Origin of the sequence: Streptomyces sp. enrichment culture (genome assembly GCF_964273255.1) — a bacterium.
Classification (GTDB): domain Bacteria; phylum Actinomycetota; class Actinomycetes; order Streptomycetales; family Streptomycetaceae; genus Streptomyces.
In genome coordinates, this window is record NZ_OZ186835.1 from 3287049 (window position 1) to 3308148 (window position 21100).

Sequence of the window (21100 nt, forward strand, 5' to 3'; positions counted from 1 at the left end):
TGTGATGGGAAGTTCAGGCGGTGGTCTCCGCCTCGCGCTTGAGGAGTTCGACGTACTGCGCGATGTACTCCGGCGGCACGAGGCGGCGACGGCCGATGCGGACGGTCTGAAGGCGTCCGAGGCGGATCTCCTCGTAAACCGTCGAACGTCCGATCCTGAGAGCCTTGGCGGCCTCTTCCGGCCGGTAGAGAAGCTGTTCGGCGGGTTCAGCGACGGTGCTCATGCGGCGGTGCCTCCTCGGCAGGGTTCCGGGGGCGGTGGCCCCCTTCCTGTCAGGTCCGCTACTTCCGCTACCTCCGCTACCGCCCTGCTCAGAGGCATGATCGCGGTAGCGGATAGGGGTAGCGGTAGCGGATGGAGCCGCTACCGGCCCCGGGACAGTGGCGGCCACGGGGCGGGTAGCGGATAGAGCGTCGCGGTAGCGGATGCGGAGTCGCGATCCGCTACCGATTTCAGGGCTCTGACCTGCCCGGTAGCGGAGGTAGCGGAAGTAGCGCACTTTCTGTGGGGGGCGGGCAGTAGCGCTGCCATGCGTCGTGAAGGTCCGTCGCGTAGTAGCCCTTCATGACGCTTCCGCCGGCCTTGATGTTGCGGGCCGCGATCGGGGTGTTGTCCGCGGTCATGTACTCCCGCAGCATCCGCGACAGTCCGCGTGCATCGAGCGGCTTGCCGCTCATGTCCGCCCACGGCGCCTCTTCGAGGCTGTGGAGCCTGTCCAGGATGGCGACGGTGGGCAGACGGTCGATGCCGTTGAACACGTAGTCGCGCAGGTCGGTCAGCAGCCGGATGCCGATGCTGCCCTTGTCGCTGGTCTTCGCCGCGTTGACCAGCTCGATGCAGGCGGCGCGGGCCCGATCCGGCCATGCGCCGCCGGCCGCGTCCGCCACGGCGAGCAGGGGTTCCCACACGTCCGCGGGCCGGTCGGTGACGCCCTCGGGCAACTCCGGGAACACTCCGTCGACCAAGTGCCGAACGGACTGTGCCCAGTTGGCGAGCCGGTCGCGCAGCGCGTGACCCTCCTTCTCGTGGATGCGCTGACGGAAGGGCTCGACCTGCTCGTTCGGTGCGCGCCGCCGCATGCGCACGATGACCGAGCGGGTCAGGATCGTGTCCGGCAGCGAGCCGAGACCGGCGACCGCTACGGCGCAGAACGACGGGAACTCCTGCACCTGCTGGTTGGCGCCGTCGCCCACGCAACGCCACATGACGCCGGAACGGCGATGACCCGCATTCAGAAACCCTCGGAGCTGTTCGTTCTCTCCAGCCTTGGGACCGAAGACCGTGTCGATCTCGTCGAACAGGATCGTCGGTCGCCCGTCCATGCCGGAGACCGCACGGAAGAGCGCGGACGCGGAGGCGTTGACCGCGACCATCGGTTGCGGCACGAGGGTTTCCACGATCTCCAGCGCACGGGACTTGCCAGAGCCCGGCTCCGGGGAAAGGAACGCGAGCCGCGGTGTGGAGTCGAAGCAGTCGAGCAGGTGGGCGTGCGCGTCCCACAACGTCACCGCGACGTATGCGGCGTCGAGGGGGAAGATGTTGAAGCGGCGGTGGAAGGCTTCCACCTCATCGAGCAGGACCGCGCCGTTGGTGGAAGTCATGCGAAGGTCCTCCTTTCCTGTAGAGAGACGGAGCGGTGCGGGCAGACGCCGACGCGTACGCGTTCGGTGAGTTCTAGGACGGCGGCAGCCCCGCGGGCTCGTTCGTGGTGTCCGCAGGAGCACAGCCAGTCGGCCATCGGCACGCCGGTCGTGCGGACCTGGAAGCCCGGCATGATGCCGGTCACGGTGACCGCGTGCGGGTCAGAACGAAGAGCAGAAGGGACGCCCTTGCGGGCGACGCCTTTCGGCTCGCCCACGGCCGGAGCGAACGCGCCGTTGTCGACGGCGCGCGGGCCGGACACGGTTCCGGGAAGGCTCTTCAGTGAGGGGCGAGAGCGGGTCGCCGGGCCGTCTGCCGGCTGCTCCGTGGAGTGGATCAACCTCAGTGAAGGCCGGGAGCGGGTGCTCATGCTGCCCTCCGCTGTCCGTTACGCGCGATGGACCAGTTGAGACCGCTCCGGATCGTTGCCGCGCAGGACCGCGGCGAGAGTCCCACGTCCTCCCCCGCCAACTGAAGAGCCTCCTCAACCTGGTTCCTGGGGAGGTCGCCCCACGCGATGAACCGTCCGAGGGCTCGCGCCGCCCGGAGCAACGTGGCGTTGCGCTCGCCCTCCGGAGCCGCCCGCACACTCGTGATTTCCGCGTTGAAGCCCGCTGTGGCGTAGCTGGACGCCCGGACTGACGACGGTGGGGCCATCCGCCCCCGTGACGACTGACGCAACATCAGACGGGCGTACAGCCAATCCGGCAGAGGGACGGGCGGCACGTCGACAACGACGGCGTAGGCCCCGGCATAGGTCACGCTGCCGGGAGCGACGACGTAGCCACCCCACGCGCGGGTGTCGATGCGCTTGCCGAGCCGTCCGGCCGTGTTACCGAGCCGGACGCCGGACGGAGCGGTGAAGTACAGGTGGAATCCCCCGCTCGCGGTCCGGACCGTGCGGGTCGTAGGCACGGCGTGCCCGGTGCGCTCGCAGAGCGCCTTGAAGGTCGCCACGCCGCTAGGAGTTGTCGTCAAATGTCACGCCCACATCAGCAGCGATGCGAGGGTGACGGCTGCTTGGTAGGACTCGGCGGTCTTGTCGTAGCGGGTGGCGATGCCACGCCATTGCTTGAGGCGGTTGAAGCACCGTTCGACGACGTTGCGCCGCTTGTAGACCTGCTTGTCGAAGGCCGGCGGACGTCCGCCCTGGCTGCCGCGCCGGATCCGGTTGCGAACCTGGTCGGACCGTTCCGGAATGGTGTGCCGGATGTTCCGTCGCCGCAGCCAGGTGCGTATGGCCTTGGAGCTGTAGCCCTTGTCGCCGATGACGTGGTCGGGTCGGACCCGGGGCCGTCCCGGACCCGGCCGGGGCACCCGAATCGCCTCCATCACGGCGGTGAACTGCGTGCAGTCGTTGGTGTTCCCGCCGGTGACGGTAAAGGCGAGCGGGCGGCCGACGCCATCGCAGGCCAGGTGGATCTTGCTGGTCAGACCGCCTCTGGACCGGCCGAGTCCCGGGGAGTGGAGCCCCCTTTTCGCGCTCCGGCCGCGTGCTGGTGGGCTCGGACGATCGTGGAGTCGACCGACACCAGCCACTCGATGTCCCCGGCCGCGTCAGCCCTGGCCTGGGCGGCCCGGAGCATCCGCTCGAAGGTGCCGTCCTTGGCCCACCGGCGGAAGCGGGTGTGCAGCGTCGCCCAGGAGCCATACCGCTCGGGCACGTCCCGCCAGGCCGTTCCGGTCCGGAACTTCCACACGATCCCGTTGAGGACCGTCCGGTCGTCCAGCCGTCTGCGGCCCCGCTCGGACCGGGGCAGCAGCGGCTGCACGAAGGCCCACTCGGCATCGGACAGTTCATGGCGACGTATCACCCGACCATGATCCCCGATCGAAGATCATTTGACGACAGACCCTAGGCGTGTCCGCACTGCTCTTCCGCTTGGGCACGTCAAGGTCGACCACGACCAGCCCGGACGGGCCGGTCGCGATGCCGACGTTGAACGGCAGGTCGCCCCATGCCCGGCGGATGCGGTCCTGGTCGACGGTGGCCCGCTCTTCCCACTTGCGGTGACCGCCGGCGCAGTCCCCGATGCCGGGGCACACGTCCTCACCATGCAGGGCAGGCCGCTTGTCGCCGGGACGGAGCGGCAGCACCGCCCACCCCCGCTCAGCAGCGTCGAGGGCGGCGTACAGGAGGTGACGGTTCATGCCGCCTCCCTCAGTGCGTTGGAGGTGAGGAAGGCGCGGCCGATCCACTCGGTGTAGGCGGGCGGGATGGCCTCGGTCAGCTCTTCACGCACCTCGGTCCACGTAATGCCCATCGCGGCCTGAAGCTCCGGGATGGACGGCTTGCCCCCACCGTTGCCGTAGGCGGCCACGTACGGGCCGTCGTAGAACCGGCCGTGCCGATAGCCACGCACCCGCCCGCGGTGCCGGACGTGCGGCGGCTGCTCGATGCTCCAGCCACCCAATTCGAAGTTTCGGTGGCGGATGACCCCGAGCCTGAACATCTCGCCGCACAGAGTCAGGTCCTTGCGGATCTCTGCACGACCGTTGGGCTGCTCGATGACGTACGGCAAGCCGGTCTTGTCGAGCAGGTCGCGGGTGGGCGCCACGAGGTCTTCGTGGGTGCCGCCCCAACCCTGGGAAGCGTTGGTCCCCACGGTCAAGGAGCAACCGTGCTGGCAGGGCGGGGACGCATGCACGAACGCGTATCGCTCGATCTCTCCGGAGAGGATCAGCGCGGCGAGCCGTTCGAGCGCGTCACCCCGGTGGTACGGGAAGGGGTAGTTCGGCCGGTCGGCGATGTCGACACCGTCCACGACGAACCCGGCGCGGGCATAGCCGACGGCAGCGCCGCCGGCGCACGAGAAGAGGTCCAGAAGGCGCGGCCGGGGGCCATAGCACCTCTTCTGGGTGGCAGGGGCCGGACGGCCCTCGCCGAACGCACGACGTTGGGTCATGCTGAGGGTCTCCTGTTCTCTTGGAGGGACACGGAGAACCGGGGCGGGCGCAGGCTTGTGGTGAGACGGCGCCCGCCCCGGCGTAGCTAGCTGTGGAAGTGGTTGCGCTTGAAGACGGCCTTGCGAATGTTGACCGTGGTCCCGTCGCGGTGGCTGCTCGGCCTGAGCACCTGCACAGCGATCCAGCCGCCGAAGATGACGGCGGCGAGGATCATGAGCTGGGTGACCAGCGCGGTCAGCGCGGCGATGAACGAGGTGAGCAGCAGCAGCCCGCCGCACACCGCGAGGAACCCGACGCCTCCGAAGGCGATGTTCACCGCGGTGCGCGAGATGGCCGGCTTGGGCTCGACCGGCTCGGGCTTGGCCTGCTCGATGGCGTAGCCGGTGACGACTCGACCGTCCGGCAGGATGACGCTCGCCACCGCCGGAACGGTGCCCGGCTGCACCGGCACCAACGGAGCCGTGAGCGTGATCGGGGTGGGGTGGTGGACCTCCACGGCTGCTTCGTGGTGGGCCACGGTGTGCTTGGTGGGGTTGTTCATGGGGTCCTCCCCCTCAGTTGCCGAGTTCGGTGGTGAAGTCGGCGAAGGACTTGACCAGGTCGCGAATGGGCTCGTACGCGCCCGTACCAGCGGCGAAAAACCCGAAGAGGAACAGCACGACGGCAGCACCGGCGCCGGCCGACCTGGTCTTGACGGCGAAGACGGAAGCGACGCCGAAGAGCAGGACGGCGGAGATGTCGAAGGTCATCGCGCCACCCCCGGCCGCGGCTTGTCGGTGCCAGCGCGATAGATGCGCGCCCAGCGGTTGTAGAGCCAGCGGCCGACGCGGATGCGCTTGCCGGTGGCCTTGCAGCGACGGCAGTCCTTGCCGCGCTTCATCCGACCCTTGCGGTCGGTCTTCATCGCGAAGCCCCATCCGTTGCACTTGCGGCAGTTGCCGAACGGGGACGCGGTGCACACTGCGACATAACACAGCGTGACACCGAGAAGTAAGGTGATAGCGAGCAGGACAGGGGTCATGGTGGGCCCTTCCAGGCGGGTATCAGGGGTTTCCACAGGTGGGCCGCTATCCGCTAGCGGCCTGATCAGAGCGGGTTTGGGGCGCTAGCGGGGCCGCTAACGTTAGCGGGGTGTGCCGCTAGCGCTAGCAGCCCCGGACGGTCAGCCCGTGTCCCGCTTTCCGTCACGCTCCGCGATCGTCGCCGCGATGTGGGAGCGGTCGATACCGCGCCGGTTGACGACCTTGCCGCCCACCCGGCGCCCCACCTGGATGGTGGAAACGCCGTAGGGCTTCAGAGCCGCGGCGAGCGCGTCCGGCGTCCAGCCGTCGTAGACCTCCGCCCGCAGGTCGGCGAGCCGGGACACGACGGTCTCGGACCACACCTTGGGCTCGTCGGCGGGGACGACCGCGAGGATGTCGCGCAGCAGGTCGTACGCCGCGCTCTCATCCGGCTCTGGCTCTTCCCCGAGCGCGTGGCCGGACAGGGTGCCCGCGGCTTCCCGAAGTTTGCGGGCGCGGGCCGCGATGCTCTCGGCAGCCGGAGCGTCCACGTACACCGACGACACGATCCGGGCGTCCGCCCCTTCGCCGACGAAGTAGTGGATGCCCTTGTCAGCCCAGCTGAACATGGTGGCGCGCACGCCCCGCTTGTAGGCGGACGTGCCGAGCACCATGTCGTTTTCGAGTTGACCCATGACCTTCAGGCAGAACCGGGCCGATGCGTTCGCGCTGATGCCTGTGGGCAGTGCCTTCGCGTCCGGGCGCTGCGTGGCGACGATGAGCACGATGCCGGTGGCCGGACCGCGTTTGACCAGGTCAGTGCAGATCTCTTCGAGTTCCTTGCCGTACTTCTCGTGCTCGAACCAGACCTGGCACTCGTCCACCCCGATCACGATCGGGTGCAGTCCCAGTGACCGCTTGTTCGCCAGCTCCGACGTCACCTTGGACTCCGGGCAGACGTCCCGCGGCAGAGAACGGATCATCTTTGCCCTGCGGCGCAGCTCCTCGCGCACCGCGTGCAGGTCCCGCACCGCGTACTCGATGTCGTCCTCTTCGTCGCCGGCACGGTGCCGATGGGCGACGCGCTCGCCGACCGGGTCAAGGTCGCCGGTGCCCTTCAGGTCGTAGGTGTGCAGCTCCGCCCGCGGGTCAAGGGCGGCGATGAGCAGCAGCAGACGCAGGAGGAAGGTCTTACCCATGCGCGGGATCGCGCCGATGACGGCCGCGATGTACATGAGCGTGATCTCGATCCAGCGTCCGCGCTGGTCGGTGCCGAACGCGACCGGCTTGAACAGGTCCACCGATCCGGACTTGAGCAGGGGCCACGCGGGCTTCTTGGCCTTGGACATGTCCTGATCGCCGACCCACAGCACCAGGTGCCCGGTGTGCTGGTCGGGAACGGCCTCCGGCCACACGCAGCCGAGCGGACGCCGCAGGCCGGATGCGAGCCGTTCGCGCCGCTCGATGATGTCCGTCACCGTGACGCCGTACGGGAGGTCGCCCTCGGCACGCCACCCCGGACCGTCGCGCGTGATCGGAGCGGTGAAGGTGAACCCGTCCCGTCCCTTGCTCTGCGCCTGGTTGATGGCCGGGATGCCGAGTGAGCCGAGCGCGCGCAGCACGATGTCACTGGTGAGCTTCGTCGCCTTGGGCAGTTCCACCGCCCGGTGGATGACCGGGTCATCCGCCTTGCGGCCGGCGTACCCGAGCGCGAGCAGAACCGCGCTCACCGAGACGGCCTGAAGCCATTCGGGGGCGAGTACGTAGATGGCGAGTGCGGTGCCCAGTCCGGTGAACATCGCGAGCACCATCACGAGGGTGCGCAGCCGGACCCGGCCGTCGCGCTGCCGCGACAGCTTCAGGTACTCGGCCGCGTCCTCGCGGCGGACCGCGGCGAGTCGGACCGGCTCGCCCTCGCGGTCGGCCACCCACCGCATCGTGCCGCCCACGAACCGGGCGAACCCGGACGGCGCCTGAAGGATAAGGCGAGCGGCGTAGACCGGGGTCCGGAGCGCGTGATAGCCGGCCGCGTGGGCGTAGTGGCGAGCCACCCATGCCGATGCGGTCCGCAATTCTGCGAGGGACCGCAGCCACACGGGTACGACCGCACGGCGCTGCGCTCCGGCGAGCCGACCGAGGTAGCCCGGACCGGTCGTGGTCGGCGTCGGCCGGTCGACCATCATGCGGACGGTCGGGGCGCCCGACTCGGCACCCGACCGACCCGCCTCGGAGTCGGCCGACGGGTCGGCGTCGGATCGGACGGTCGGATCGGCCGACTCGGCACGGACCGACCGTGCCTTGTCGAGGTCGACCACCTCTCCCCCGGAGTCGGCTGCCATCTCGGCTTCGAGTCGGTTGAAGAGTTCGTTCTCGTCGTCGGGATGTTTCACTGAGGGTCCCTTCCAGTGGGAGGAAGGCGGGGTCCGGCCGGCGCTGTAGGAGGTGAGCGGTCGGACCCCGCCGGGATGGAGTGGGGATGTCAGGCGGCGCGCTGTTCCTGGTTGTGGGCGCAGGTGGCGCACATGCCGAGCGAGGACGGGATGACGTATCCGGCATCCCGGCGGCACTCGGGGCAGGTGCGACGAGCACGGTTGGCCTTGGCGAGCGCGCGCCGCTTGGCGAGCGTCATCGGTCGGACCGGCTTGGCGCGGTCGACGCGGTACAGGTACGCGGTCAGCGGCTCGCGTCGACGGCGCGGACGCAAGATCTGTGCAGCGATGTCCTGCCCTCCGGGCCGCAGGCCACGGGCACGTAGTTGGCGCCGCGTCGCGAGCCCGCCGGGGGCGTACTTCCAGGGGTAGGTGGGGACGCCGAACCGCTCGCCGGTCGGGTCGAAGCAGTCGGTGAACGTCAGCCGTTTCACGCGGCCACCGCCTCGGTCTCCCCGGTGGGCTGCTCGGCGCGCTCAGCCTTGAGCAGGTCGCGCAGCTTCCGAGCGTTGGCCTGTGACACGCGCACGGCAGTGCGAAGCCGGTCCGCGGTCAGTTCCGCGTCCGTCCACCCCGCGGTGAGCGTGCGTGCCTCGGTCAGCGCATCGTCGAAGGTGCGTTGTGCCTTGGCCTTGCTCTTGTTCGCTCCTCGACGGCGCGGACGCGGTTTGGGGTCAACCGGAGGGATCGTCGGGGGCGGCGTGTGCTGCTGCTCGGCGGCCGGGGCGAGTTCCCCCATGCGCAGCATCACGCGCTCGCGCCGCGGGGTCTTCCAGCGCCACAGCGGGCCGAAGCGCTCCCGTAGGTCCGCGCGGGCCAACAGTCGCTTCCGCTCGCAGGTGAGTGCCGTGCTGTAGGAGGTGACCTCCCACAGCGTCATGCGCCGCCACAGCGCGAACGTCGACAGTGGAGCGAGCATCCAGCGGGACCACCGGATCTTCTCCATCCGTCGGCCGGTGGCCGCGCCGATGCGGACGGCGTAGACGTGCGCGCCGATCTCGGAGAACACGACCCACAGCAGAGGCATCGTGCCGTGTGCCACTTTGGCCCACATGCCGTGCCCTGCCGCGATGTTCAGCCCGCAGGTGACCAGCGTTAGCACCCACGGGACGAACCGCACCCACGCGAGCGCCATGTCCAGCCGGATCAACAACAGGTTGGCCACGGTGAACACGGGAATGGCCACGTCGATACCGACCGGCAGCATCCACGGCTCACCGAACCCCCAGCGGGCCGCCGCGGCCGATACGGCGTCGAACGAGGAGATGAGACCGAGCGCACCGACGCCGGCCGCAGCAACCGCGCCGACTCCGGCAAGGCCCATCTCGGGTTTGGTCAGCGGTGGCACCCCGGACGACGGTGCCCCGGCGGTGGGCGTCGCGGTGGTCATGCCGCCACCCCCCGACGTGCCGTGCGGCGCCGGGCGGGGTGGGCCAGCGGGACCACGTCGAACAGGTCCGGGTGGTCCTCGATGACCCCCGCGGCCAGGCGGATCAGGTGGTCGGGGAGGTCGCTGTACTCCGGGTCGGCGAGGATGTCGCGCGCCGCGTCCAGACGGGCCGCGCGCTCTTCGTCCGTCTCGTCCTCGACCCCGAGCCACAGCTCAACCGGGGTGCCGAGCGCCAGTTCCGCGAAGTCCTCTGCGGATAAGGCCTGGTGACGGCCGACATACGTACGCATGGCAGCTCCTGAAGTGGGAGGGACAGGAAGCCGGAGCAATCGCAGGCGTGTTGGTGAGACGGCGACTGTCCGGGAAGCACCCGAGCCGCAGCGCGGCGTGGGTCAGTGCCCCGGGCCGGAGTCGATCCGGCGCCCTCGCGGCAGGATGCCGGGGCGGTGAACTGTCTCCTTCGGGGGTGCCGCGCCCGTATCAGGTAGCGCGGCATGACCCCGTTGTAGGCGTATGGAGACGTGACCTCTCGGTCTAAGCCCTCCCGAATGACCAGGGTCGGGTGCGCCCTCGGCCCGCTCTGTCCCGGGCCCCTTGAGACCGCGTCCATGGACGTGGCCCCCATTGGGTGATGCGGTTTTTGCAGGTCAAGCACTTGCAGACACAGCCGACGGAACCCTTCGGGCTCGCCGGCCTGGCACGTAACAGGATGTACTAGCACGTGCTACCGCGCAAGAGGTCCGCGCGAATCTCGTGCTAGGGCGTACTAACGGCCAGTACGCTCGATGGCGTGACCAGCGCTGAAATCTCGAAAGACGACCCCCGTACGGAGTCCGAGCAAGCGGCCGACATCCTGCGCCAAGAGATCCTTCGTGGCGACATCAAGCCCGGGGCCCATGTGGGGTCCGTCCGGGACTTGGCCGCACGGTTCAAGATCTCCGGGATGACCGTGCAGCGTGCTCTTACGATCCTGCGTGAGGATGGGCTCATCACGACCACATCGCGCGGAAGCTACGCCCGGGACCCGCAGCAGCCGGCCGAAAGCCGCGAAGCGAACGCAGGCGTTGACCTCCCCGAAGTCCTGCGCCGGCTCGAACATCTCACCTCCCAAGTCTCAGATCTGCGCGGCAGAGTCGAACGGCTCGAAGCGCTCGAAGACCGCTCCGCGCCGGGTGGTGCGTGATCTGCAACCAGCATGGGAGTAACGGAGGGTATGAGGTAAGTGACAGCCTGGGGGCGGCGTAGCGGAGGTGGGGACATGTCCAGTGACACCCCCTTGTCCCCTTCCCTGTCCCCCTATCGCGCGGGTGAGACTCGGAGTAGGCACTCGGAGGAGGGCACATGACCGACGACAGGCCCGCATGGGCACGGCGCATCGCTGCCGAACGAGCGGCGCGCGACTGGTCGCAGCGTGAGGCAGTAAGGGCACTGCGGGCGCACGCTCCCACGGAACTGCCGGCAGAGGACAGCATGATTCGCCAGTGGAAGCGCTGGGAGTCAGGCCAGATGCCGAACGACTTCTACCAACCGATCATCGCGGCCACATTCGGCACGGTGACACGCGCTCTCTTCCCCGCGCCGTCGCGCCGGGACGGGGACAAGGAGATCCTGGCCGCGAGCGGCATGGAGACGCTGGAGATCGTGAGCCGCCTCAGCCGCTCCGACGTCGACAATGCCACCCTTGACGCGCTGCGCATCACAGCCGACCGGCTCGCCTCCGAGTACCCGTTCATGCCCAGCGAGCAGCTCCTCATTGAGGGGCGTCAGTGGCTCCGCCGGGTCGTAGAACTCCACACGAAGAGCCTCACGCTCGCCCAGCACCGTGAAGTGCTCGCCCTGTCCGGTTGGCTCGCGCTGCTAGTCGGTTGCGTGGAGTACGACACGGGGGACCGTCACGCGGCCGAGTCGACGCGGCGTGCCGCTCTATCCCTCGCGACCGAGGCTGACCACGCTGAGGTAGCCGGGTGGGCCCACGAGATGCGTGCTTGGTTCGCCCTCACGACCGGCGATTACCGCGGCGCCATCGCGGCAGCACAGAGCGGGCTTGCAGCCGCGCCACATCACGGAGTGGCCGTTCAACTCGCGGCACAGGAAGCCAAGGCATGGGCGCGGCTCGGAGACCGCCGACAAGTCGAGGTCGCCCTAGACAAGGGCCGGCGGATGCTGGAAGGGATGCCGTACCCCGAGAACCTGGACAACCACTTCGTGGTGGACCCGGCCAAGTTCGACTTCTACGCGATGGATTGCTACCGCCTGGTCGGTGAAGACAAGATCGCTCGCACGCTCGCTGAAGAGGTACTGAGGGCGGGAACAGACTTCGACGGCACCGAGCGTTCACCGATGCGCAACGCGGAAGCACGGGTCACTCTCGGGGTCACGGCGGCGCGCGAGGGCGACTTGGAGCAGGCACTCACCATGGGGGAACGAGCACTCGAAGGAGACCGTCAGTCGGTGCCTTCGCTGATCATGACCAGCCGGGAGCTTGCGGCAGAGATGAAACGCCGATACTCCAAGGAACCTGCGGCACAAAGCTATCTTGCTCGGCTGCATGCTCTGGGACATGAGACGCCCGGTTTCCTGCCTCAGTGACGTCACGCCGCCTACAGGGGCAGGGTGCCTCTCCGCCTGAGACCAAGACAAAGGGACCGGTGGCTACGCGGCAGCCGCTCAAAAGCTAACCAACGCGCGCCGCTTCGTCCGCCGGTCTGAAGGTGTGATGAGGTCTGCATCATGTAACCCCTCCTGAAAACGCCGATCCCCCGCTATTCTGACCTTCTGAGACCAGCATGAGTTGCGGAGGTAAGGCGAAGTGACTGGGAGCGGCGGAGGATCGGCAACAAATTCCGGAATTGACTTTCAACAACGCGTTGCCGCTCTCGTCATGGCGCACATTCTGTGCAACCAAGAGAGTGTCCGGGCTCTCGAATTGAACAGTCGCATCCATGAAATTGCGTTCGAGACCGGGGATGCTATCGACGACCTGACCATTTCAGGCCATGAGTTCCAATTTTTCGTTCAAGCGAAACGGACAATCAGCCTCTCAGAGCTTGAAGACTCCGAATACTCTTCCGTAATCAGTCAATTCGTAAGCCAGTACGTCTCCAGGACTAAGACGCAACAGCGATACATCCTCGCCACTTCGCCATCCTCCTCATCGCGTATCACGAAAGACCTACGCAAGATAACCACCGCTGCGCGACTGAATGAAAACTGGACCAAGAACCCACTAACCAAGAACGAGAGCGATGCCCTAGAAAAGACTAAGAAGCTGATCAGACATCACTATAAAGAGCAAGCAACCAAAGAGATGGAAGACAACGACCTTCTTCAAGTCATGAAGAGGATCCATGTGGCGGTCCTTGACATCGAAGAAGGCGGCGCCCTAGAGCAAGCAATGTTTTTCCTCCTTGCGGGACACTCTAAGGTGCCGCCGCAGCTTCTGTGGGGCGGCCTGGTCGCACTCGGACTAAATCTGGCGCGCGATCGCCTGTCCATCGACGAAAAGGCGCTTCGTGAGCGAATGGGGAAATATTTTAGTATCGATGGCGAATCGACAGCTCCAATCACCCGCGAGACGCTCCTTGAACTAACGCACATTACCGATGAAGTGGCATCGGGCCGTGAGGTCCTCCTAACCGAATCTCCCTACGAAGGTGCAGACCTTCTGATCACTGAGCTGAAAAGGTTCGCCGAAGATGGCAACAGAAGATCTACCTTCGCTGGCAACAAAGTTCACTTGGCAAGCGGGATTCGCTGGAACCTCATACGCCGTTTCGCGACACAGGCGGGCGTTGAGCGTTACGTGGAAGAGAACGCCGAAGCGCTCGCCGACAAAAAGGTTGCGATCATCCCGATAAATTCAGACGAAAACTACGACGCTACTCCGTACGCCCTAGCGCATGCAGCCCTGTGTCGTGAGGCATTCCAACAAAACCCCAAACCATTCGCGTGCCTGGGCTGTGGCGAGTTCATCTCTGAGGACATGGCACCGTTCATCGAAGTTGATGAGGATGGACTCCCATTCGAAGTCGGCTTCGCGCATCAACGCTGCCTGCGTCCAGCGCATCGAATTTTGGGCAGCATAAGCAGCGAACTTTTCAAAGAACACGCCCTTCTCAAAGACTTCGACTACGAAATGTGGTATAGGCAGATTCAGCGCGGGCAGTCACTCTTCCGAGGTGAAGTAAGCGATCCCGTGATTCACATTGCTTGGGATCCTTACTACGATGACTTTTCCACGGGTAAGTGGTGCATCCGAATGGATCTTGAGGACGGGAGTTCTCGGTATATCTCAGAACGAGCTCGTGTCGTGCGCCAGTCAGAAGCAGCCGCGATCAGCAATGCGGCTGCATTCAACTCAGCAATACGTGAAGCACGGGAGCGAAAGGATCCCAACTGCTACTCGAAGAATGAGGAAGGAGTCGTCGGCGAGTACTACGGAAGTTATTCTCGCCTGATTGCAATGGGGCAAACGCCGGTCGCATGCCTGGAGGCAAAAGCTGTCCCCTATACGCGATCTATCGCAGACTCATACTCAGTAGCCGAGAATTTCTACGCGCCACTCGCATTTCTGTCCAACGCAGAGACCGGCGACCCAATCATCATCGCAGGCGTAGTATCGTTGCTCACAAACCCGCTCAACCTGGAAAAATATACCGCGAATTGGGAAATGGCCGGCATTGAGCTCCCCGATTTTACGGTATCGATCCTTGAGACGGACGAACGATTTGATCGGTTCATCAACCTTCTGCACGTACATGACGCTCGGGCCATTGTGGACCCGCTACTAGCCCCCAGTGGCGACTTGATTCGTGGCTATATCATTAAAGATATCACAACGCTCGGCAATTCTGCGCACGGCGACTGATTCGCCCTCCGCCTAGCCATCTGACGGACCCCATCAAGGGATAAGAATAATCGTGCGATGTCCCGGCCGCTAATTGGCTTAAGCGGCCGGGAAAAGAGTCAGATACTCGCAAATCTCGTATCGTACTCGTGCGCTACACGGTGGAGCATGGAGTCGTAATGGAAAATGCTGCCTACCGGAGGGGCAGGAGGTCCCGACACCAACTTCGCTGGCGTTCCCCCGTCATTGAGCAGATCAACCACAACGATGCCAAGACCATCGTAACCACGATCGTGGCTGCCGCTGCGCCGCGGCAGCCGGCTAACGGCCTCAATGGCCTTTTGCGCGGCGAGGGGCTGGTTGTGCACGTTGGCGTCCGGCCCGTTGTGCCGATTGGTCGGGCTATAGAACTTGTCGGCCGCATTCACCATGCAAAACCCGACTGCGAGAGCCTGACTCGACGCACCATGGACGATCTGATGACTTGAGTTGAGCTCGTCGTACAACCGCGGACCAGCCTTGCCGTGCTCCGTCATGCAAGCCTTCGCCTCAAAGGCTGCGAGAACGTGGCCTACGGGGGCTTCCTTCAGCTCGGGGAGAGCTTCAAGACGTGCCTGCTGATCCAGTGTCAGCTCGATGGCCCACTTCTTCGCCAGTGAAGCCAAAGTGTACGGCTTGCGCTTGGAACTTGTGCCAGAGCCTGGGCGACACAGGACGAGGTCGAGGTCCTTCCTCTTGTCGTTGACGAAGTCGACCATCTGGTGGTTGATGCCGAAGGCAACCTTGCCTGCCTCGACATGAGCCCTCAAGAGCCCGCTGGTCTGAAGCAGGTCGAACATGATCCCCCAGCAAGCAACCTTCGAGTGACGATCGCTCCGAGGGTGGTACTGAACCTCGTCGTTCAGCCTCTTCACAGGCTTGCTCAGAGTCCTGACGAGAATGTCTACCGCGTCCAAGGCACACCCCTTTCGGGGGCACCCTATCGGGCTACACCGACAGCCGCTGACGCTTTGTTAGCAGGGTCCATCAGCTCGACGTGCTCCTTCATGTCGACGAGGAACGACTCGTCGAACTTCAGCTTCGCCCTCTGGGTCCGCGAGTAGAACCCGGCCGCGGCGCGGTAGCTCAGAGGCGTCAGGCCACCCCGGTCCACTAGGTCCAGGAGGTGCGTGTACTCCTGGTGCTCCGGCCACATGCTGACGTAGGAACGCCACCTCTTGCCCTTGTGGCCCCACGCTGCCGTGGGCCATCGAGCACTGTCCGACATCAGGTCGGACTCGGCTTCGTCGTAGTGCCCCGGGTTGAGGAGGCGCTTCCCCAGCCACTTCGAAACACCGACAGTGACCGCGTTACCGACCAGCTTCCAACGGTCGCGGCCGGCCTTCCCTTCAGCCGTGGCTTCGGTCAGCGTCCACCCCTTGTCGAACCCCTGCAGCTGCTCGGCGTCCGTGATCGACGGAGTCACGATCCGGTGGCCTTCCGGATTGCTGGGAATCCAGATTGCCGGAGGCGAGGGGATGCTCAGACCGGAGCCGCCCTTGACTGTGGGCACGGCGTCTCGTGCCCATCCCAGACCGCGCAGGCCCTCCGTCCAGTAGAAACCGTGAGCGTCCATGGCGAAACGATCCTCGCTCGGCTCGCCGGCGTCGTCGGCAAAGAGGACGGCGCGGGGATCTTCGGTGAGACTTGCTACGAAGAGCACGCGCTGCCGGCGCTGCGGTACGCCGGTGAAACGCGAATCCACGAGTCGGTAGGCCCACGAGTACCCAAGGGCCTCGAGCTCCTGCACTAGGTGGAGCATGGCTTTGCCCTTGTCGAGCACCAACATGTTCCGCACGTTTTCCAGCACGAGCCACCGCGGGTGGTGCTTCTCAAGGAGCCGAAAGACGTGGGAGACGAGGCCGGACTGCTCGCCCGCGATGCCAGCCGTACGGCCAGCCTGTGAGAGGTCTTGGCAGGGGAAGCCCGCGGTGACGACGTCGACGTCACCAGGCAAGGCTTCAAGGTGCTGGACGTCCGGGGCTAGCGGGACGTCGGGGAAGCGGTGGGTGAGCACGGCTTGAGCGGGAGCCCATACCTCGCAGAGCAGGGCTGCCTCAAGCCCGGCTTGCTTCAGACCGAGCTCAAGGCCACCTACGCCCGCGAAGAGGCCCGCGACTCGTAGGGGCTTTTGGCTCACGTCTACCTCATGACTCACGATGGAGATCCTGTCATACGGGTGTGACAGAGCATGCCGGAGTGCTCGGCAAGCTCTGATGGGGGCCAAACAGGGGGCCAAACGGGGCAGCCGCAGCGAGACGGTCCCGGACCGTAGTGGACGCCGCTGGAGATACACAGACTGGTCCACACCACGTCCAAGAGGTCATCAGGGGCCTGATCGCGTTCGGGACGAAGAGGTCGTGGGTTCAAATCCCGCCACCCCGACAGTGAAACACCAGGTCAGGCCCGGTGCTGAGTGATCAGCACCGGGCCTGATTTGCTGTGTGGCCCCGTTTCGGGAGCCGTTTGGGAGTCAACTTCCAGAAACCGGCTCCCGGCGGCTCTCAGCGAGCGGCCGTCCGCAGTCCAGCCCGCTCTTTGCCGCTCACGCTGGGCGCGGTTCTCGCCGAACTCCACGACGAGTGGATCGCCTTCCCCCGCCGCTACCTCTCCAACGAAAGCATGGACGCCCTCCTCTATCCCGACGACACAATCGTCCTGCCGGCCGCGTCAAACGACTGATCGCCTACACCACAACAAGGGACATGACCTCGGCCTGAGTACAGACCTCTGTGCTGTGAGCGACCACGCGATGGTGCGCACCTTCGCCGCCGGCTACCGAGAAGCCATCTTCGGAAACGCGCCACCGATGTCCTACTGGAGCACCGTCACCAAGGTGGAGGACACCATTCCCGTCATGCTGGCGGTCCTCGATCGTGAGCTGACCGGTGCGGTCGGATGCCTCGACTGGTACCTGCGGACTCCCTGCTGGTCCGTGCTCTGCCAGCAACACCCCGGCGACGGCGACACGACCTTCTGCGACTCGCCGAGCTGTGCGTTGGCCGCGCCGAAAAATCGTGCGACTGCGGCGGCGTGCACCACGGGATGGGAGAGGAGGCCCTCAAAGCACCACGGGTCCGCCGTGCCAGCACCTGTGTGGAAGCCGGGTTCGGGCACTGGAAGTCGATCGCGCGCACCGACGAATTGCTGGCCGGGACCCTTTCGGTCGGCACGGTGCTCGTGTGCGGGGCCCCCTTCATCGGCGTGGACGTCGCCAGCCGTTACCACTCCGCGCGATCCGCGCTACGTGGCCACCGAAACACGATGCAAGATCCGGCCTCGCGCACCCGCGGGGCCGGTCATCTCCCGTACGCCCGCTTCCAGCGCGCCCGGTGGCGGGAGTCACCCTGGCCACGGCCGTTCACCTCGGTCAGGGACAGCAGGGAGGCCCCGTTGTTCCACAGACCGAGGTGATCGCGGTGCACCGCGAGGATGCCGTGCTGCACCGCGAACCTCTCGGAAGGATGGCTGAAGCGCGTGGTCGTCACGAACACCGCCAGGTCGGCCCCGAAGTGCACCTTGGCACCCAACAAATCGCGCAGCTCACGGCTCGCGATCGTACTGCTCGGCGCATAGCGCTTGCACTGGATCACTATGGTCCGCCCGTCCGGAAGCCGACCGATGACGTCGGCGCCGTTGTCGTTCGCACCGCCCACCCGCCGGACCTCTGTGCACCCGTCCCGTCGGCACAGGCTCGCGACCAGGTCCTCGAACTCAGTGCCGGTCATCGCGTCCGCCTCGGCGAGAGTCCGGTGACCAGCCTTCACCGCCTCTTCCTGCCGCCACAGACGATCCCGCCCACGCGCGAGCCGGTCCGTACGCCACAGCCACCAACCCGCCGCACCGACGCCGCCAAGGACCAACGCGCCCGTGACGTACGGCCACACGGCCGACCAGAACACCACCAGCAGGACCAACACCAGGCCACCGCCGGCCGCCACCGCCTTCAACCGCGCCGACCGCCTCCTGCGGGCAGCCGCACCCCGTCTACGCCCAGCCACGATCGAAGCCCTCCCCCACAGGTCCGTGTACGGCAGTCTGAGCAGGCCGAGGCGACGCGAGAAGGGCGCAAGTTGGCCATGTCCGAATCCTGATTGCCAAGCGGGCCAGCATGGGACTGGTGCTGGTGAACGACACGACCACCTCGGACGTCAACGACAGCGACGTCCGCCGCTCTTTCCGGTGGTCACCGGGCTGATCGACTCCGTTGAGGCCGATTGCGTCGGGACACTCGCCGGGTGGCCGACTCGACACCACACGCACCGGGCGGCCCCAACCCGTCCCCGGAAAACGGACCCACGCCGATGGGAAGGACCCCGGTCGGCACCGGCCGCGTGCGGTTCCCCCTCGTGCGCTGGGTGCTTGCACCTCGGACGACGTGGCAGGCCCGCCGCCTGGCCGCCGAGTTCGGGCCAAGCATGGACGCTCGCACCGCCTGGGCGATGGCGCGGCTGGCACGTCACCCGGAGGAGCACGTCTACGCGATGCAGCTCCTGGACGATGAAGAGAACACCAGTTGATCTACGCGCGCGGGCCCGTTGCCAATGCGACCCCCATACCGCGTCGGGACCGGCGCCGATCAGGGGCACCGTGACCACCTCTGTTCTCAGTTGTGGACTCAGTTGACGTGATCGAACCGCGGCCGGCCTGGGCGAACGGTAGTTTCCTCGCACCAACCGACTGAGGGGAGCAGTGCGGTGAGCACGCAGGAACAACGGACGTGCGGTCGACCGACTCGTTCAGGCCAGCCGTGCCCGGGTGCGCATCTACGGGTCGGATGTGGCATGCGGCACGCACGCGACCGACGAGGACCGCGCAGTCGCAGCGGCGCATCGTCGCGGGTGGAGTGAAGGATACGAGCAGGGCTGCAAGTCCGGGGCGAGCTCGGCGCAGTCCAAGATCGAGTGGCTGGAGCGTAGAGCGGGAGCTGCGGGAGATCGGAGCCGCAGGGCGACTGACGCCGGAACTACGGGCGGCGCTGCGGCGCGAGCCGTCGTTGCTCGGCCGGATGGCACGGGTCTTGCTCGACCTGAACTTCCCGCCCTCGCTCCACGGCGACCTGTGCGAAGCCGTCGGCCTGGAACTGGAGCCGACGGAGAGCGAACAGTTCTCGGCCGTGCGCGGGCGGCGGGATCCCCGGATGCGGGAGCAGGTCCAGACTGCGTACGAGTACCAGTGCGCCTTCTGCGGCTACGACGGCAGGATCGGCACGGTGCCGGTCGGTGGAGGCCGCGCATGTGCGCTGGTGGGCGTTCGACGGCCCTGACGACGTCGACAGCGGCCTGTGCCTGTGCTCGCTGCACCACAAGCTCTTCGACCTCTTCGACAAGGGCGCCCTCGGCATCGGTGACAGCCACCGCATCCTGGTCTCGCAGCGCTTCGTCGGCCACAGCCCCGCCGCCCGCGAGCACGTCATAGCGCTCGCCGGCCGCCCGCTCATCGGACCTCAACCGGGTGCCAGTCCCGTCGCGGCGGTCCACCGCTCCTGGCACACCAGTCAGGTCTTCCACGGCAGCCCACGCCCCGCCCCGGCCGCCTGATCGCCGAGCGCCTATCACGTGGCCCGCTGGTAAGGAGTGTGATACCGGGAGTATGGTCTCTTGTATGGCGACGAAGAAGGTAACCGTGACGATTCCCGAGGATCTCCTGGACGAGATCCGCGCGGACGCGGCAGAGCGGGGCCTGTCGGCGTATGTCACCGAGGCGCTGCGCTTCAAGCGTGACCGGGACCGGCTCCTGGAACTGGTCGACTGGTTGCAGGAAGAGCACGGCCCCATCACCGAGGACGAGCATGCGGCAGCACTCGTCGAGCTGGACGAACTCGACACCGAACACGAGCGGCGTCGACTCGCCGGAAAGCACAACGCCGAAGAGGCTGCGTGAAGAAGCGAGCCGGTGAGCACGGACAGCGCCCCCTGCGCGTCTTCGTACTGGACTGTGAAGCGCTGTCCCTTGCGGTACGCGGCGATCGGAAGATGATCGCCTGGCTCGACCTCGCGGCACGCGGCGAGGCCGAAGTGGTGACGTCCCCGATGACACTGGTCGAGGCGTACGACGGCAGAACGACCGAGCAGCGCTGGGACTGGGCACTGTCCCGGCTCCAGGTCGTCGACATCGGGAAGGACGAGGCCCGCCAGGCGCGGCGACTTCTGGCCGACGCCAAGTTGCACGGCCACAAGTACGCGATCGATGCCGTGCTCGCCGTCATCGCGCGACAGCAGAGGGGACAGGTCACCGTCTTCACCTCGGACGTCGACGACCTGGAGAAGCTGGTCCCGGACACGATCGTCGTCAAGAAGGTGTGACCCGACCGGCGCCTCTCCAGCGCCCGCGAAGCCATCGCATACTCGGTCCGGACCACATCGGCAGTCTCCGACGCCAGACAGCGGACGGCGATTGGAGTGGCCGACTCGACTTCCTGGCACTGGTGGCCGGTTGATTGCCTTCCAGGCGCAGGGCTGACTCTCCAGGACCATCCAGGCAGCAGCACCCCAATTCCGCCGCCCCGACAGTGAAACACCAGGTCGGCAGCCTACTAACGTGAGTAGGCTGCCGACCTGTTTCAGTTGCGCGCCCATCTGCATGACTACCTCTCCCGTGCGCGCCTGAAGAGGCCGTCCATGACCACGGCGCCGGTATGGATCACGGGCCGGACCTGGCTCGAGCATCCCAGGGCGGCACCCACATCACCTGGTCAGCAACCCACCGGCCCGCCCTCCCGCTTCTGGGCACGCTCAGATGACGGCGCCTGCAGGCTTTGGTCCACGATCTCGCGTCGTCCTGCAGGCACAGCAGGTCATCCACCGGTTCCGGCGGGGTGAGTGTCCAACTGCGGGACAACGCCGGC

At 66.4% G+C, this 21100-nt stretch carries 22 protein-coding genes and 2 pseudogenes; 7 read left to right on the forward strand and 17 right to left on the reverse strand.

The window, feature by feature from the left end; translation table 11 throughout:
• Window positions 1–13: 13 nt before the first annotated feature.
• From ACSU53_RS14040 to ACSU53_RS14105, 14 genes and pseudogenes are all read right to left on the reverse strand, one after another.
• A complete protein-coding gene (locus tag ACSU53_RS14040; RefSeq protein WP_359597642.1) occupies window positions 14–223 on the reverse strand; it encodes a helix-turn-helix domain-containing protein in 210 nt (69 codons plus the stop codon).
• A gap of 229 nt (window positions 224–452) precedes the next feature.
• The gene (locus ACSU53_RS14045) at window positions 453–1601 is read right to left on the reverse strand and encodes a DUF3631 domain-containing protein (protein WP_437027769.1); all 1149 of its coding nucleotides are present in this window, start codon (window positions 1599–1601) and stop codon (window positions 453–455) included.
• The gene (locus ACSU53_RS14050) at window positions 1598–1858 is read right to left on the reverse strand and encodes a hypothetical protein (protein ID WP_437027771.1); all 261 of its coding nucleotides are present in this window, start codon (window positions 1856–1858) and stop codon (window positions 1598–1600) included. Before ACSU53_RS14050 ends, ACSU53_RS14045 begins: the two co-directional genes overlap by 4 nt.
• A 149-nt stretch (window positions 1859–2007) precedes the next feature.
• Entirely contained in the window at window positions 2008–2598 is a 591-nt protein-coding gene (locus tag ACSU53_RS14055) for a bifunctional DNA primase/polymerase (RefSeq protein ID WP_437027772.1), read from the reverse strand.
• A gap of 24 nt (window positions 2599–2622) precedes the next feature.
• Window positions 2623–3452 (reverse strand): IS5 family transposase gene (locus ACSU53_RS14060; protein ID WP_355272912.1). Its coding sequence is split into 2 segments (ribosomal slippage): window positions 2623–3113 and window positions 3113–3452, totalling 831 coding nucleotides; the frame shifts between segments, so codons are not numbered across the junction.
• Between the two features lie 46 nt (window positions 3453–3498).
• Window positions 3499–3792 (reverse strand): annotated as a pseudogene (locus ACSU53_RS14065) (bifunctional DNA primase/polymerase); the annotation flags it as partial.
• Complete coding sequence (locus ACSU53_RS14070) at window positions 3789–4547, reverse strand: DNA methylase (protein WP_437027774.1); 759 nt, start codon at window positions 4545–4547, stop codon at window positions 3789–3791. The pseudogene ACSU53_RS14065 and the gene ACSU53_RS14070, both read right to left, overlap by 4 nt.
• Before the next feature lie 86 nt (window positions 4548–4633).
• A complete protein-coding gene (locus tag ACSU53_RS14075) occupies window positions 4634–5089 on the reverse strand; it encodes a hypothetical protein (protein ID WP_437027776.1) in 456 nt (151 codons plus the stop codon).
• A 13-nt stretch (window positions 5090–5102) separates the two neighbouring features.
• A complete protein-coding gene (locus ACSU53_RS14080; protein ID WP_359745653.1) occupies window positions 5103–5297 on the reverse strand; it encodes a hypothetical protein in 195 nt (64 codons plus the stop codon).
• Window positions 5294–5569 carry a hypothetical protein gene (locus tag ACSU53_RS14085; protein WP_359597636.1) on the reverse strand — a complete coding sequence of 92 codons (276 nt, stop codon included), beginning with the start codon at window positions 5567–5569 and terminating at the stop codon, window positions 5294–5296. Before ACSU53_RS14085 ends, ACSU53_RS14080 begins: the two co-directional genes overlap by 4 nt.
• Window positions 5570–5710: 141 nt before the next feature.
• On the reverse strand, window positions 5711–7939 hold the full coding sequence (locus ACSU53_RS14090; protein ID WP_437027778.1) for a cell division protein FtsK: 2229 nt from the start codon (window positions 7937–7939) through the stop codon (window positions 5711–5713).
• An 89-nt stretch (window positions 7940–8028) separates the two neighbouring features.
• Complete coding sequence (locus tag ACSU53_RS14095; RefSeq protein ID WP_437027780.1) at window positions 8029–8412, reverse strand: RRQRL motif-containing zinc-binding protein; 384 nt, start codon at window positions 8410–8412, stop codon at window positions 8029–8031.
• A complete protein-coding gene (locus tag ACSU53_RS14100) occupies window positions 8409–9368 on the reverse strand; it encodes a DUF2637 domain-containing protein (protein ID WP_437027782.1) in 960 nt (319 codons plus the stop codon). The genes ACSU53_RS14095 and ACSU53_RS14100 overlap by 4 nt, the downstream gene beginning before the upstream one ends.
• A complete protein-coding gene (locus ACSU53_RS14105) occupies window positions 9365–9658 on the reverse strand; it encodes a hypothetical protein (protein WP_437027784.1) in 294 nt (97 codons plus the stop codon). Before ACSU53_RS14105 ends, ACSU53_RS14100 begins: the two co-directional genes overlap by 4 nt.
• 500 nt (window positions 9659–10158) lie before the next feature.
• On the opposite strand from ACSU53_RS14105, the gene ACSU53_RS14110 reads away from it, so the two are divergent.
• From ACSU53_RS14110 to ACSU53_RS14120, 3 genes are all read left to right on the forward strand, one after another.
• Window positions 10159–10551, forward strand: coding sequence for a GntR family transcriptional regulator (locus ACSU53_RS14110; protein WP_437027786.1), 393 nt, complete (start codon window positions 10159–10161; stop codon window positions 10549–10551).
• Between the two features lie 158 nt (window positions 10552–10709).
• Window positions 10710–11957, forward strand: coding sequence for an XRE family transcriptional regulator (locus ACSU53_RS14115; protein ID WP_437027788.1), 1248 nt, complete (start codon window positions 10710–10712; stop codon window positions 11955–11957).
• 292 nt (window positions 11958–12249) lie between these two features.
• Window positions 12250–14235, forward strand: a complete 1986-nt coding sequence (locus ACSU53_RS14120; protein WP_437027790.1) for a hypothetical protein — start codon at window positions 12250–12252, stop codon at window positions 14233–14235.
• Between the two features lie 98 nt (window positions 14236–14333).
• On the opposite strand, the gene ACSU53_RS14125 is transcribed toward ACSU53_RS14120, so the two are convergent.
• Window positions 14334–15053: a hypothetical protein gene (locus ACSU53_RS14125; RefSeq protein WP_437027792.1), complete on the reverse strand. Its 720-nt coding sequence runs from the start codon at window positions 15051–15053 to the stop codon at window positions 14334–14336.
• Between the two features lie 140 nt (window positions 15054–15193).
• Window positions 15194–16411, reverse strand: a complete 1218-nt coding sequence (locus ACSU53_RS14130; protein ID WP_437027794.1) for a DNA cytosine methyltransferase — start codon at window positions 16409–16411, stop codon at window positions 15194–15196.
• A gap of 380 nt (window positions 16412–16791) precedes the next feature.
• On the opposite strand from ACSU53_RS14130, the gene ACSU53_RS14135 reads away from it, so the two are divergent.
• Entirely contained in the window at window positions 16792–16935 is a 144-nt protein-coding gene (locus tag ACSU53_RS14135) for a hypothetical protein (protein ID WP_437033495.1), read from the forward strand.
• A 617-nt stretch (window positions 16936–17552) separates the two neighbouring features.
• Here ACSU53_RS14135 and ACSU53_RS14140 read toward each other — a convergent pair.
• Window positions 17553–18194 (reverse strand): restriction endonuclease, encoded by a 642-nt coding sequence (locus ACSU53_RS14140; protein WP_437033197.1) that lies wholly within the window; start codon window positions 18192–18194, stop codon window positions 17553–17555.
• A 938-nt stretch (window positions 18195–19132) separates the two neighbouring features.
• Here ACSU53_RS14140 and ACSU53_RS14145 point away from each other — a divergent pair.
• The 3 genes and pseudogenes from ACSU53_RS14145 to ACSU53_RS14155 form a co-directional block, all read left to right on the forward strand.
• Window positions 19133–19793: pseudogene (locus ACSU53_RS14145) on the forward strand (phosphorothioated DNA-binding restriction endonuclease); the annotation flags it as partial.
• A gap of 64 nt (window positions 19794–19857) precedes the next feature.
• Window positions 19858–20136: a CopG family transcriptional regulator gene (locus tag ACSU53_RS14150; RefSeq protein WP_437027796.1), complete on the forward strand. Its 279-nt coding sequence runs from the start codon at window positions 19858–19860 to the stop codon at window positions 20134–20136.
• A complete protein-coding gene (locus ACSU53_RS14155) occupies window positions 20133–20558 on the forward strand; it encodes a PIN domain-containing protein (protein WP_316726659.1) in 426 nt (141 codons plus the stop codon). Before ACSU53_RS14150 ends, ACSU53_RS14155 begins: the two co-directional genes overlap by 4 nt.
• The last annotated feature ends 542 nt before the right edge of the window (window positions 20559–21100 follow it).